15 protein-coding genes, 1 pseudogene and 1 other annotated feature are annotated in these 13,870 nt (G+C 50.7%); of the genes and pseudogenes, 7 read left to right on the forward strand and 9 right to left on the reverse strand.

Features of this window, described 5'->3' with window-relative positions:
• From BFF42_RS05695 to satP, 4 genes and pseudogenes are all read left to right on the forward strand, one after another.
• Positions 1–254: integrase core domain-containing protein (locus BFF42_RS05695; protein WP_024167457.1), on the forward strand; the 254-nt coding region annotated here is incomplete at its 5' end.
• Positions 255–265: 11 nt separating this feature from the next.
• Positions 266–418, forward strand: a pseudogene (locus BFF42_RS05700) (YaaI family protein); the annotation flags it as partial.
• Positions 419–443: 25 nt separating this feature from the next.
• Positions 444–1,157, forward strand: a complete 714-nt coding sequence (gene msyB, locus BFF42_RS05705; RefSeq protein ID WP_001102357.1) for an acidic protein MsyB — start codon at positions 444–446, stop codon at positions 1,155–1,157.
• A 148-nt stretch (positions 1,158–1,305) separates the two neighbouring features.
• A complete protein-coding gene (satP, locus tag BFF42_RS05710) occupies positions 1,306–1,872 on the forward strand; it encodes an acetate uptake transporter (RefSeq protein WP_000528548.1) in 567 nt (188 codons plus the stop codon).
• 34 nt (positions 1,873–1,906) lie between these two features.
• Here the strand turns inward: satP and mog are convergent, their stop codons facing one another.
• Positions 1,907–2,494 carry a molybdopterin adenylyltransferase gene (mog, locus tag BFF42_RS05715; protein WP_001094682.1) on the reverse strand — a complete coding sequence of 196 codons (588 nt, stop codon included), beginning with the start codon at positions 2,492–2,494 and terminating at the stop codon, positions 1,907–1,909.
• A gap of 114 nt (positions 2,495–2,608) precedes the next feature.
• Positions 2,609–3,562, reverse strand: a complete 954-nt coding sequence (gene tal, locus BFF42_RS05720; RefSeq protein ID WP_039059992.1) for a transaldolase — start codon at positions 3,560–3,562, stop codon at positions 2,609–2,611.
• Between the two features lie 278 nt (positions 3,563–3,840).
• On the opposite strand from tal, the gene BFF42_RS05725 reads away from it, so the two are divergent.
• Positions 3,841–5,271: an alanine/glycine:cation symporter family protein gene (locus BFF42_RS05725; protein ID WP_001112613.1), complete on the forward strand. Its 1,431-nt coding sequence runs from the start codon at positions 3,841–3,843 to the stop codon at positions 5,269–5,271.
• 69 nt (positions 5,272–5,340) lie between these two features.
• Positions 5,341–6,117: a peroxide stress protein YaaA gene (gene yaaA, locus BFF42_RS05730; RefSeq protein ID WP_000906196.1), complete on the forward strand. Its 777-nt coding sequence runs from the start codon at positions 5,341–5,343 to the stop codon at positions 6,115–6,117.
• A gap of 152 nt (positions 6,118–6,269) precedes the next feature.
• Here yaaA and BFF42_RS05735 read toward each other — a convergent pair whose 3' ends face one another.
• The 7 genes from BFF42_RS05735 to yjjY all read right to left on the reverse strand — a co-directional run bounded on the left by BFF42_RS05735 (position 6,270) and on the right by yjjY (position 13,049).
• Positions 6,270–6,566: a DUF2502 domain-containing protein gene (locus BFF42_RS05735; RefSeq protein WP_000738723.1), complete on the reverse strand. Its 297-nt coding sequence runs from the start codon at positions 6,564–6,566 to the stop codon at positions 6,270–6,272.
• A 213-nt stretch (positions 6,567–6,779) separates the two neighbouring features.
• Complete coding sequence (gene thrC / locus BFF42_RS05740) at positions 6,780–8,066, reverse strand: threonine synthase (protein ID WP_000781112.1); 1,287 nt, start codon at positions 8,064–8,066, stop codon at positions 6,780–6,782.
• Positions 8,067–8,999, reverse strand: coding sequence for a homoserine kinase (gene thrB / locus BFF42_RS05745; RefSeq protein ID WP_000241660.1), 933 nt, complete (start codon positions 8,997–8,999; stop codon positions 8,067–8,069). It lies immediately after the preceding gene.
• A gap of 1 nt (position 9,000) precedes the next feature.
• Positions 9,001–11,463 (reverse strand): bifunctional aspartate kinase/homoserine dehydrogenase I, encoded by a 2,463-nt coding sequence (gene thrA / locus BFF42_RS05750; RefSeq protein WP_001264722.1) that lies wholly within the window; start codon positions 11,461–11,463, stop codon positions 9,001–9,003.
• Between the two features lie 25 nt (positions 11,464–11,488).
• Positions 11,489–11,608: a sequence feature (Thr leader region), on the reverse strand.
• Entirely contained in the window at positions 11,544–11,609 is a 66-nt protein-coding gene (thrL, locus tag BFF42_RS05755) for a thr operon leader peptide (protein WP_001386572.1), read from the reverse strand. It overlaps the preceding feature by 65 nt.
• A 213-nt stretch (positions 11,610–11,822) precedes the next feature.
• Positions 11,823–12,509: a tRNA/rRNA methyltransferase gene (locus BFF42_RS05760; RefSeq protein WP_001223173.1), complete on the reverse strand. Its 687-nt coding sequence runs from the start codon at positions 12,507–12,509 to the stop codon at positions 11,823–11,825.
• A 399-nt stretch (positions 12,510–12,908) separates the two neighbouring features.
• Positions 12,909–13,049 (reverse strand): YjjY family protein, encoded by a 141-nt coding sequence (gene yjjY, locus BFF42_RS05765; protein WP_001303782.1) that lies wholly within the window; start codon positions 13,047–13,049, stop codon positions 12,909–12,911.
• 95 nt (positions 13,050–13,144) lie between these two features.
• Between yjjY and arcA the strand changes: the two genes are divergently transcribed.
• A complete protein-coding gene (arcA, locus tag BFF42_RS05770) occupies positions 13,145–13,861 on the forward strand; it encodes a two-component system response regulator ArcA (RefSeq protein ID WP_001194353.1) in 717 nt (238 codons plus the stop codon).
• The last annotated feature ends 9 nt before the right edge of the window (positions 13,862–13,870 follow it).

Consider the following 13,870-nt stretch of genomic DNA (forward strand, 5'->3'; position numbering starts at 1 on the left):
AACCGAAGAACACGGCGGTGCGGAGTCCGGAGAGTAACGGAATAGCAGAGAGCTTCGTGAAAACGATAAAGCGTGACTACATCAGTATCATGCCCAAACCAGACGGGTTAACGGCAGCAAAGAACCTTGCAGAGGCGTTCGAGCATTATAACGAATGGCATCCGCATAGTGCGCTGGGTTATCGCTCGCCACGGGAATATCTGCGGCAGCGGGCTTGTAATGGGTTAAGTGATAACAGATGTCTGGAAATATAGGGGCAAATCCAATTCCTTCAGAAATAAAAGAAGGGCAAACCACTGACTGGATCAACATTAACAGTGATAACGACAATAAACGCTGCGTCTCAAAAATCACCTTTTCCGGTCATACGGTGAACTCATCGGATATGGCCACGCTGAAAATTATCGGCGACGACTAACGCCAGAATATAGAAGCCACAAAAAATGAATGTTAATTACCTGAATGATTCAGATCTGGATTTTCTTCAGCATTGTAGTGAGGAACAGTTGGCAAATTTCGCCCGATTGCTCACCCATAATGAAAAAGGCAAAACTCGCCTCTCCAGCGTACTGATGCGCAACGAACTGTTTAAATCGATGGAGGGGCATCCCGAGCAACATCGCCGCAACTGGCAGCTGATTGCTGGAGAATTACAGCATTTTGGTGGCGATAGTATCGCCAACAAACTGCGCGGACACGGTAAATTGTATCGGGCCATTTTGCTCGATGTTTCAAAACGATTGAAGCTGAAAGCCGACAAAGAGATGTCTACGTTTGAAATTGAGCAACAGTTACTGGAACAATTTCTGCGTAAAACCTGGAAGAAAATGGACGAGGAACATAAGCAGGAGTTTCTGCACGCGTTCGATGCGAGGGTGAATGAGCTGGAAGAGCTGCTGCCGCTGCTGATGAAAGACAAATTATTGGCAAAAGGCGTGTCGCATTTGCTTTCCAGCCAACTGACCCGCATTTTACGCACCCACGCAGCAATGAGCGTACTTGGGCATGGTTTGCTGCGCGGCGCGGGGCTGGGAGGCCCTGTAGGTGCGGCACTAAATGGGGTTAAAGCGGTCAGCGGCAGCGCCTATCGCGTGACGATTCCAGCCGTACTGCAAATCGCCTGCCTGCGCCGGATGGTTAGCGCCACTCAGGTCTGATACCGGAAACCGGGGAAAATTTTCATTTTCCCCTCAAAAGATCGTAGACACTGCCCCACTGGCTGATTATTATGCCGCGCCCTGAAAACACTACAGTTATTCAGGGAAATTATTTCACCATTCATTCGATGATGATTTTTGAGGAATTATGGGCAACACTAAGTTGGCTAATCCGGCACCGCTGGGCCTGATGGGCTTCGGCATGACCACCATTCTGCTTAACCTGCACAACGTGGGTTATTTCGCTCTGGACGGTATTATTCTTGCCATGGGCATTTTCTACAGCGGCATCGCGCAAATTTTTGCTGGTCTGCTGGAGTACAAAAAAGGCAACACTTTCGGTTTAACCGCATTCACCTCTTACGGTTCTTTCTGGCTGACGCTGGTTGCGATTCTGCTGATGCCGAAACTGGGTCTGACCGATGCGCCAAATGCACAGTTCCTTGGTGTCTACCTGGGTCTGTGGGGCGTATTTACGCTGTTTATGTTCTTCGGCACGCTGAAAGGAGCACGCGTTCTGCAATTCGTTTTCTTTAGCCTGACTGTGCTGTTTGCCCTGCTGGCGATCGGTAACATTGCCGGTAACGCCGCAATCATCCACTTTGCCGGCTGGATTGGTCTGATCTGTGGTGCCAGTGCAATCTATCTGGCGATGGGTGAAGTACTGAACGAGCAGTTTGGTCGCACCGTTCTGCCGATTGGTGAATCCCACTAATTGTTTTGAGATCCCCCCGCTCGGGGGGATTTTTTTATTCGCTAACGTCGCGTCTTGCACTCTTCGGTCTGAATGCAGCAACCACTTCTGGTGCCGTTTCAACGTATGGCCCTTCCAGCAACTGAATGCAGTACGGTACGCTGGCAAAAATACCGTGTACCACAACGTTACCCGCAGCGTCCTTCACACCTTCCAGCGTCTCTTTAATAGACTTCGGCTGACCGGGTAAGTTAAGGATCAGCGCCTGTTTGCGAATCACACCAACCTGACGCGAAAGGATCGCAGTTGGTACAAAATGCAGGCTTATCTGGCGCATCTGTTCACCAAAGCCAGGCATCTCGCGGTCCGCTACTGCCAGCGTCGCATCGGGCGTTACGTCACGACGCGCCGGGCCAGTTCCGCCCGTGGTGAGCACCAGATGGCAACTCATTTCATCCACTAGCTCACACAACGTTTGCTCGATGATCGCCTGCTCATCGGGGATTAAGCGGGTTTCCAGTTCAAACGGCGTGGTTAGCGCCGATGTCAGCCATTCTTCCAGCGCAGGGATGCCTTTATCCTGATAAACGCCGCTGGATGCGCGATCAGAGATGGAAACTAAGCCAATACGTAAAGTATTCATCAAGATTTTTCCGTTTAAACAGTCTCGTTAAACAGAATGATACACTGCGAAGGGAGTGACAGACAGGCTTCAGAAGAGGTAGCGTGACCGACTTCCCGGTCACGCTAAGAATGATTACAGCAGATCGCCGATCATTTTTTCCAGTTTTTCCTGGTCAATAGCAAACTTACGGATACCTTCCGCCAGTTTATCTACTGCCATTGGATCCTGGTTGTGCTGCCACAGGAACTCGGACTCAGTGATACGCGCCGGACGCGCTTTCACTTCGCCGATGTAAGACAGTTTACGTTCGATAGCCCCTTCGCTCTCAGCCAGCTCTTTCAGCAGTGTAGGTGCGATGGTAAGACGGTCGCAGCCTGCCAGTTCCAGAATTTCGCCGATGTTACGGAAGCTTGCGCCCATAACCACGGTTTCATAACCGTGCTCTTTGTAGTACTGGTAGATTTCAGATACAGAAACCACGCCCGGATCTTCTGCCGGAGCGTACTCTTTCTTATCAGTATTCGCTTTGTACCAGTCAAGAATACGGCCAACAAATGGCGAGATCAGGAACACGCCTGCTTCCGCACAAGCACGAGCCTGAGCGAAGGAGAACAGCAGGGTCAGGTTACAGTTGATGCCTTCTTTTTCCAGCTGTTCTGCAGCACGGATACCCTGCCAGGTAGAAGCCAGTTTGATCAGAATACGATCGTTGCTAATACCAGCATCGTTGTAGAGTTTGATCAGGCGTTTTGCTTTCGCAATTGACGCTTCGGTGTCATAGGAAAGACGCGCATCAACTTCAGTTGAGATACGACCCGGAACCAGTTTCAGGATTTCCAGACCAATATTTACTGCCAGTTTGTCGGTCGCGTCCACGATCTGCTGCGCGCGATCGTTGCTCTGCTGTTTCGCCCAGGCGACAGCATCATCAATCAACTTACGGTATTCCGGAATCTGCGCTGCGTTAAGAATGAGAGAAGGGTTGGTTGTGGCATCCTGCGGTTGATACAGCTTCATTGCCGCGATGTCCCCAGTGTCGGCCACTACGGTGGTGTACTGACGAAGGGAGGTCAATTTGTCCGTCATGATAGTATTTCTCTTTAAACAGCTTGTTAGGGGGATGTAACCGGTCTGCCCTGATGATATCACGACGCAACGTCAGCGCAACCGCCGACAAGACGGTTATCGCCAGGCGAGACTGTTTCGGATTTCTGACACTGCGTTGATATCGCCCGCCATTTTTATACAAAACCTCATGTATGCTACGCAGAAGTTATCAAGTACCTCGTAGCGTATATACTTCTTAAACAATTGGTAACGTTTACACAGGAAAGTCATCGCGACCGGCAATAAGAGGGATATGCATGCCAGATTTTTTCTCCTTTATTAACAGCGTCCTTTGGGGATCGGTAATGATTTACCTGCTCTTCGGCGCAGGTTGTTGGTTCACTTTTCGCACCGGATTTGTGCAGTTTCGCTACATCCGCCAGTTTGGCAAAAGTCTTAAAAATAGCATTCATCCACAGCCAGGCGGTTTAACCTCATTTCAGTCATTGTGTACCAGTCTTGCGGCGCGCGTGGGTAGCGGCAACCTGGCCGGCGTTGCGCTGGCTATTACCGCCGGTGGACCTAGAGCCGTCTTTTGGATGTGGGTTGCCGCGTTTATCGGCATGGCGACCTCGTTTGCCGAATGTTCCCTTGCACAACTTTATAAAGAACGTGACGTCAATGGGCAGTTTCGTGGCGGACCGGCATGGTATATGGCGCGCGGGCTGGGGATGCGTTGGATGGGCGTTCTGTTCGCCGTCTTTTTGCTCATCGCCTACGGCATAATTTTCAGCGGAGTTCAGGCGAACGCCGTTGCCCGAGCCCTGAGTTTTTCTTTTGATTTTCCCCCGCTGGTGACAGGCATTATTCTCGCTGTCTTTGCTCTGCTGGCAATCACTCGCGGTCTTCATGGCGTCGCCCGGCTCATGCAGGGGTTTGTCCCGTTGATGGCGATAATCTGGGTGCTGACCAGCATGGTGATTTGCGTAATAAATATCGGGCAACTTCCCCACGTCATTTGGTCTATTTTTGAGAGTGCTTTTGGCTGGCAGGAAGCGGCAGGCGGCGCGGCGGGATATACCTTAAGCCAGGCGATTACTAACGGTTTTCAGCGCAGTATGTTTTCCAATGAGGCGGGAATGGGTTCGACGCCAAACGCGGCAGCGGCAGCGGCGTCCTGGCCTCCGCATCCGGCAGCGCAAGGGATTGTCCAGATGATTGGCATTTTTATCGACACCCTGGTCATCTGTACGGCAAGCGCCATGCTGATATTACTGGCGGGTAACGACACAACCTACATGCCGCTGGAAGGTATTCAGCTTATCCAGAAGGCGATGCGGGTGCTAATGGGTTCCTGGGGTGCTGAGTTTGTTACCCTCGTGGTTATTCTGTTTGCCTTCAGCTCCATCGTTGCCAACTACATTTATGCCGAAAACAATCTCTTCTTTTTACGCCTGAACACCCCTAAAGCGATCTGGTGTTTGCGGATCTGCACCTTCGCAACGGTCATCGGCGGCACCTTGCTAAGCCTTCCGCTGATGTGGCAACTGGCAGATATCATAATGGCCTGCATGGCTATTACCAATTTGACCGCCATTTTACTGCTCTCGCCTGTGGTTCATACCATTGCCAGTGATTATCTACGCCAGCGTAAACTCGGCGTGCGCCCGGTGTTTGATCCGTTGCGTTATCCGGATATCGGTCGCCAGCTTTCTCCGGACGCGTGGGATGATGTTTCGCAGGAGTAATCACAACTATCGATCAACTCATTCTCTTTTTTTGCTAAAGTCGGCATAAATTTCCTGCAAGGACTGGATATGCTGATTCTTATTTCACCTGCGAAAACGCTTGATTACCAAAGCCCGTTGACCACCACGCGCTATACGCTGCCGGAGCTGTTAGACAATTCCCAGCAGTTGATCCATGAAGCGCGGAAACTGACGCCTCCGCAGATTAGCACGCTGATGCGCATCAGCGACAAACTGGCGGGTATCAACGCCGCTCGCTTTCATGACTGGCAGCCAGATTTCACGCCGGCGAATGCCCGCCAGGCGATTCTGGCGTTTAAAGGTGATGTCTACACCGGCTTGCAGGCCGAAACCTTCAGCGAAGACGATTTCGATTTTGCCCAACAGCATTTGCGAATGCTTTCCGGCTTGTATGGCGTACTGCGCCCGCTCGATTTAATGCAGCCTTATCGTCTGGAAATGGGGATCCGTCTTGAGAATGCCCGAGGGAAAGATCTGTATCAATTCTGGGGAGATATCATCACCAACAAGCTGAACGAGGCGCTCGCAGCACAAGGCGATAATGTGGTGATTAATCTGGCGTCAGATGAGTATTTTAAATCGGTGAAGCCGAAGAAATTGAATGCCGAGATTATCAAGCCGGTGTTCCTCGATGAGAAGAACGGCAAATTTAAGATCATCAGCTTCTACGCTAAGAAAGCACGCGGTCTGATGAGTCGTTTCATTATTGAAAATCGGCTGACCAAACCAGAGCAACTGACTGGTTTTAATAGCGAAGGTTACTTCTTTGATGAAGCTTCCTCCAGCAATGGCGAACTGGTGTTTAAACGCTACGAGCAGCGTTAAGTTTGCAGTCAATGCCGGATGCGGCGTGAACGCCTTATCCGGCCTACAAAAGCATGCAGATTCAATATATTGCAGAATTCACGTAGGCCTGATAAGACGCGCCAGCGTCGCATCAGGCGCTGAATGCCGGATTGTTACCCGGCATTTGTCATTTAGCGGTGATGTTTGCCTGGACCATGACCGCCGTGATGATCATGAGGAGCTTTCTTATGGTGGCGCGGCGGTGGCGGCGGTCCGTGTGGGTGCCAGCGATTGCCTCGCCATTCATAATGTTGTTTCCACCAGCCGTGGTCGCGCCAGTGACCTCCATCCCAGTAATAGCCACGATTATCACGATCGCCTATTTGTAATTTTACTGACGGGACTAACGTAATTTCCGCAGCCTGTGCTGCCATGGGAGCGACCAGAACTAGGGAAAGTGCGAGTACGATAGATTGCATCTTTTTCACAGGTTACTCCTTTTATCATTGCCCGTTATGGGTCGATATCCGGAGATTATGCGATGAGAACGACGGTTGTTATTCTCCGCAATCCTAATCTCTAAGTTACCGCATTTATTGAGAATTTCTCCTTTTTCCCTGTCGTTTTTCTCCATAATTTCGTCATAAAAAAGCCGGGCTGCATAAAAGCAAACCCGGCCTGATTGAGATAATGAATAGATTTTACTGATGATTCATCATCAATTTACGCAACGCAGCAAAATCGGCGGGCAGATTATGTGAAAGCAAGGGTAAATCAGCACGTTCTGCCAGCTCTTTTGGCAGATCCAACGTTTCACCGAGAATCGCTTCCACGCTCTCTTTAAATTTCGCCGGATGCGCGGTGCCGAGGAACAAGCCATATTCGCCTGGATTCAACTGGTCACGCAGCGCACGATACGCTACGGCAGCGTGCGGCTCCGAGGTGTAGCCCAGTTCTTTTAACTCACGCATTGTCTGTTGCGTGGTTTCATCATCCACGGCTGCATAACCCAGCTCTTTCAGTTGCCAGATTTTGCGGCGGAACAACTCTTCCACACGCGGCCAGTTGTTCGGCTGACTCACGTCCATCGCGTTGGATAACGTCGCCTGAGTCGCTTTGGGTGACCACTGACCGTCGTGCAGGAAACGTGGCACGGTATCGTTCACGTTGGTCGCAGCAATAAAACGTTTCACCGGCAGACCGAGTGACTTCGCCAGCAGACCCGCCGTCAAATCGCCGAAGTTTCCGCTTGGCACCGAGACAACCAGCTGGTTGCGCGCTTCCTGCGGCAGCTGCGCAACTGCTTCAAAGTAGTAGCAAATCTGCGCCAGCAAACGGCTGATGTTAATCGAGTTAGCTGAGTTTAACCCCAGCGCCACTTTCAGCTCTTCATCATCAAACGCCTGCTTCACCAGCGCCTGACAGGCATCGAAATCGCCGTCGATGGCAACAGTTTCGATATTGCCGCCCAATGTACAGAACAGTTTTTCTTGCAGTGGACTGATTTTGCCTCGTGGATAGAGGATAACCACTTTCACATTCGGTAAACCGTAGAAAGCATGAGCCACTGCCGCTCCGGTATCACCGGAGGTCGCGGTCAGAATGGTCACTGGCTTATCGCCCGCAATATGGGTCAGCATTTGTGCCATAAAGCGACCGCCGAAATCTTTAAATGCCAGCGTTGGCCCGTGGAACAATTCCAGACAACCGACATCGCTTTCAACATTGGCGACCGGAGCCGGGAAGGCAAACGCCGCGCGCACGCGCTCTTCCAGGATTTCCTGCGGGATTTCATCACCAATAAACGCCGAGAGGATCTTCGCACTGCGGGTGACAAAATCCAGCTTCAGCATCTCATCAATTTCAGTCAGGCTGAATTCCGGCAGGTCGTGCGGAAAAAACAGCCCCTGATTTTTGCCCAACCCCTGGGTTACGGCTTGCGCAAAGCTGACCCGCTCATTGTGATCTTTCAGATTGTAGAGTTTCATTTAGTTTTCCAGTACTCGTGCGCCCGCCGTATCCAGCCGGCAAATATGAACAAAACCTTCCTGATTTTGCAGGTAGTTCTTACCCAACCAGTCGGCAACGCGCTGGGCGGTATCCGGCTTGTCACACAGAGCGAACAAGGTCGGGCCGGAGCCGGAGATACCGCTCGCTACCGCGCCGATTTCCGCAACCGCCTGCCGCGCCTGCCGGAAGCCAGGCAGTAACCGTTCACGGTAGGGTTCAGCGATAACATCTTTCATCAGCTTCGCGGCAAGCTCAGGCTGACGGGAATAGCAGGCGTGAATGAAGCCAGCCAGATGTCGCCCGTGCGCAATGCAATCCTGGCGGCGATACTGCGCCGGTAAAATAGCCCTGGCTTCTGCCGTTGAGACTTTAATCCCCGGATACGCCAGCACCCACAGCCACTCATCAAACCCTGGCACTTGCTGGCTGATAATGTCGTTTTCTTCGATCATCAACTGCATACCACCAAGAAAACACGGTGCCACGTTGTCGTAATGAATGCTGCCGGAGATTCGTCCTTCCAGCTCGCCCATCAAAGCCAGCAAACGAGTGTCATTAAGCGGCTTGCCACAGTGTTCATTCATCGCCATCAGCGCCGCGACCACCGAACAGGCGCTGGAGCCTAAGCCCGAACCGATTGGCATATTCTTTTCCAGAGTCATCGCCACTGGAATTTGCTTGCCAAGCTCCTGGCAAAAACGCTCCCAGCACTGATAAACGATATTTTCCCGTGGTTCTGACGGCAGCTTATCGGCAAAGCGTCCGAGGTTGTTGAGACTGAATGTCTCTGCCGCCTCAACCGTGACTACATCTCCGAGCAATGCACCATCAACAGGTGTCACCGCCGCCCCGAGCACATCAAACCCGACGCTCATATTGGCACTGGAAGCCGGGGCATAAACTTTAACCATGTCAGACTCCTAACTTCCATGAGAGGGTACGTAGCAGATCGGCAAAGACACCGGCAGCTGTAACGTCATTGCCCGCACCATATCCGCGCAGCACCAACGGCAGCGGCTGATAATAGTGGCTATAAAAGGCCAGGGCGTTTTCGCCATTTTTCACTTTGAACAGCGGATCATTACCATCCACTTCGGCAATCTTCACGCGGCAGGCACCATCTTCATCAATATTGCCAACATAGCGCAAAACTTTTCCTTCATCACGGGCCTTCGCCACGCGCGCGGCAAAGAGATCGTCGAGCTGTGACAGATTCGCCATAAAAGCGGCAACATCACCCTCAGCGTTAAACTCTGCGGGCAGCACAGGTTCAATTTCAATATCCGCCAGCTCCAGTTCACGTCCCGTTTCACGAGCGAGAATCAATAGCTTACGCGCTACATCCATACCAGAAAGATCATCTCGCGGATCCGGTTCGGTATAACCCATTTCCCGCGCCAGAGTAGTCGCCTCGGAGAAACTCATGCCTTCGTCTAACTTGCCGAAGATATAAGAAAGCGAACCTGAAAGAATGCCGGAGAACTTCATCAATTCATCACCAGCATTGAGCAGATTTTGCAGGTTCTCAATAACCGGTAATCCAGCCCCAACGTTGGTGTCATAGAGGAATTTACGCCGCGATTTTTCCGCCGCATGACGCAACAGATGGTAGTAATCCATCGACGAGGTGTTGGCCTTTTTGTTCGGCGTGACAACGTGGAAACCTTCGCGCAAGAAGTCGGCATATTGATCCGCCACTGCCTGGCTGGAGGTGCAGTCAACAATGACCGGGTTCAGCAGATGATATTCTTTCACGAGGCGAATTAAGCGCCCGAGATTAAACGGCTCTTTGGCTTGCGCCAGTTCTTCCTGCCAGTTTTCCAGATTTAGGCCATGCACATTGGTGAGCAGTGCCTTCGAGTTGGCAACACCGCAGACACGTAAGTCGATATGTTTATTCTTCAGCCAGCTTTGTTGACGCTTCAGTTGCTCCAGCAGCGCACCGCCAACGCCACCGACGCCAATCACAAACACTTCGATAACCTGATCGGTATTGAACAGCATCTGATGAGTAACGCGCACGCCAGTGGTCGCATCATCGTTATTTACCACGACAGAGATTGAGCGTTCAGAAGATCCCTGAGCAATGGCGACAATGTTGATATTGGCGCGGGCCAGCGCGGCAAAGAATTTCGCCGAGATCCCACGCAAGGTGCGCATACCATCACCTACCACCGAGATAATGGCCAGCCGTTCCGTCACCGCCAGCGGCTCCAGTAAGCCTTCTTTCAGTTCCAGGTAGAACTCTTCCTGCATTGCCCGTTCAGCTCGCACACAGTCGCTTTGTGGAACGCAGAAACTGATACTGTATTCGGAAGATGATTGCGTAATCAGCACCACGGAAATACGGGCGCGTGACATTGCAGCAAAGACGCGCGCCGCCATGCCGACCATTCCTTTCATCCCCGGACCAGAAACGCTGAACATTGCCATATTATTCAGATTGGAAATGCCTTTGACCGGTAATTCGTCTTCATCACGGCTGGCACCAATGAGCGTACCTGGTGCTTGAGGATTTCCGGTATTTTTAATCAGGCAAGGGATCTGGAACTGGGCGATGGGGGTAATGGTGCGGGGGTGAAGAACTTTAGCGCCGAAGTAGGAAAGCTCCATCGCTTCCTGGTAGGACATCGACTTCAACAACCTCGCATCGGGCACCTGACGCGGGTCGCAGGTATAGACCCCGTCAACGTCCGTCCAAATCTCGCAACAATCGGCGCGTAAACAGGCAGCCAGCACCGCCGCGGAGTAGTCGGAACCGTTACGTCCAAGTACCACCAGTTCGCCTTTTTCATTACCGGAGGTGAAACCTGCCATCAACACCATGTGATCAGCCGGAATGCGGCTTGCCGCAATACGGCGGGTGGACTCAGCAATATCGACGGTAGATTCGAGGTAATGCCCCACTGCCAGCAGTTTTTCGACCGGATCGATAACGGTAACGTTGTGACCACGCGCTTCTAACACGCCGGCCATAATGGCGATCGACATTTTCTCGCCACGGCAAATCAGCGCAGCGTTGATGCTATCCGGGCACTGCCCCAACAAACTAATGCCATGCAGGACATGTTTTATTTGGGCAAATTCCTGATCGACGAAAGTTTTCAATTGCGCCAGCGGGAACCCCGGCTGGGCGGCGGCGAGTCCCGTCAAAAGTTCGGCAAAAATACGTTCGGCATCGCTGATATTGGGTAAAGCATCCTGGCCGCTAATGGTTTTTTCAATCATCGCCACCAGGTGGTTGGTGATTTTGGCGGGGGCAGAGAGGACGGTGGCCACCTGCCCCTGCCTGGCATTGCTTTCCAGAATATCGGCAACACGCAGAAAACGTTCTGCATTTGCCACTGATGTACCGCCGAACTTCAACACTCGCATGGTTGTTACCTCGTTACCTTTGGTCGAAAAAAAAGCCCGCACTGTCAGGTGCGGGCTTTTTTCTGTGTTTCCTGTACGCGTCAGCCCGCACCGTTACCTGTGGTAATGGTGATGGTGGTGGTAATGGTGGTGCTAATGCGTTTCATGGATGTTGTGTACTCTGTAATTTTTATCTGTCTGTGCGCTATGCCTATATTGGTTAAAGTATTTAGTGACCTAAGTCAATAAAATTTTAATTTACTCACGGCAGGTAACCAGTTCAGAAACTGCTATCAGACACTCTTTTTTTAATCCACACAGAGACATATTGCCCGTTGCAGTCAGAATGAAAAGCTGAAAAATACTTACTAAGGCGTTTTTTATTTGGTGATATTTTTTTCAATATCATGCAGCAAACGGTGCAACATTGCCGTGTCTCGTTGCTCTAAAAGCCCCAGGCGTTGTTGTAACCAGTCGACCAGTTTTATGTCATCTGCCACTGCCAGAGTCGTCAGCAATGCCATGACTCGTTCGCGTAAAGCTTGCAGTTGATGTTGGTCTGCCGTTGTGTCACTTTTCGTCGGTTGTTGTATTAATGTTGCTAATTGATAGCAATAGACCATCACCGCCTGCCCCAGATTGAGCGAAGGATAATCCGCCACCATCGGCACACCAGTAAGAACGTCAGCCAACGCTAACTCTTCGTTAGTCAGCCCGGAATCTTCGCGACCAAACACCAGCGCGGCATGGCTCATCCATGAAGATTTTTCCTCTAACAGCAGCACCAGTTCTACTGGCGTGGCGTAGTAATGATATTTCGCCCGACTGCGCGCAGTGGTGGCGACAGTGAAATCGACATCGTGTAACGATTCAACCAGTGTCGGAAAAACTTTAATATTATCAATAATATCACCAGATCCATGTGCGACCCAGCGAGTGGCTGGCTCCAGATGTGCCTGACTATCGACAATCCGCAGTTCGCTAAAACCCATCGTTTTCATTGCCCGCGCCGCTGCCCCAATATTTTCTGCTCTGGCGGGTGCGACCAGAATAATCGTTATACGCATATTGCCACTCTTCTTGACCAAATGACCGCGAACAGGGTGATCACTGTCAACTTATTACGCGGTGCGAATTTACAAATTCTTAACGTAAGTCGCAGAAAAAGCCCTTTACTTATCTTAAAAAAGGCTAAACTATTTCCTGACTGTACTAACGGTTGAATTGTTAAAAAATGCTACATATCCTTCTGTTTACTTAGGATAATTTTATAAAAAATAAATCTCGACAATTGGATTCACCACGTTTATTAGTTGTATGATGCAACTAGTTGGATTATTAAAATAATGTGACGAAAGCTAGCATTTAGATACGATGATTTCATCAAACTGTTAACGTGCTACAATTGAACTTGATATATGTCAACGAAGCGTAGTTTTATTGGGTGTCCGGCCCCTCTTAGCCTGTTATGTTGCTGTTAAAATGGTTAGGATGACAGCCGTTTTTGACACTGTCGGGTCCTGAGGGAAAGTACCCACGACCAAGCTAATGATGTTGTTGACGTTGATGGAAAGTGCATCAAGAACGCAATTACGTACTTTAGTCATGTTACGCCGATCATGTTAATTTGCAGCATGCATCAGGCAGGTCAGGGACTTTTGTACTTCCTGTTTCGATTTAGTTGGCAATTTAGGTAGCAAACATGCAGACCCCGCACATTCTTATCGTTGAAGACGAGTTGGTAACACGCAACGCGTTGAAAAGTATTTTCGAAGCGGAAGGCTATGATGTTTTCGAAGCGACAGATGGCGCGGAAATGCATCAGATCCTCTCTGAATATGACATCAACCTGGTGATCATGGATATCAATCTGCCGGGTAAGAACGGTCTTCTGTTAGCGCGTGAACTGCGCGAGCAGGCGAATGTTGCGTTGATGTTCCTGACTGGCCGTGACAACGAAGTCGATAAAATTCTCGGCCTCGAAATCGGTGCAGATGACTACATCACCAAACCGTTCAACCCGCGTGAACTGACGATTCGTGCACGCAACCTGCTGTCCCGTACCATGAATCTGGGTACTGTCAGCGAAGAACGTCGTAGCGTTGAAAGCTACAAGTTCAATGGTTGGGAACTGGACATCAACAGCCGTTCGTTGATCAGCCCTGATGGCGAGCAGTACAAGCTGCCGCGCAGCGAGTTCCGCGCCATGCTTCACTTCTGTGAAAACCCAGGCAAAATTCAGTCTCGTGCTGAACTGCTGAAGAAAATGACCGGCCGTGAGCTGAAACCACACGACCGTACTGTAGACGTGACGATCCGCCGTATTCGTAAACATTTCGAATCTACGCCGGATACGCCGGAAATCATCGCCACCATCCACGGTGAAGGTTATCGCTTCTGTGGTGATCTGGAAGATTAATCGGCTTTA

Source organism: Shigella sp. FC1661, from assembly GCF_001712525.1.
In the GTDB taxonomy this organism is placed as follows: Bacteria; Pseudomonadota; Gammaproteobacteria; order Enterobacterales; family Enterobacteriaceae; genus Escherichia; species Escherichia coli.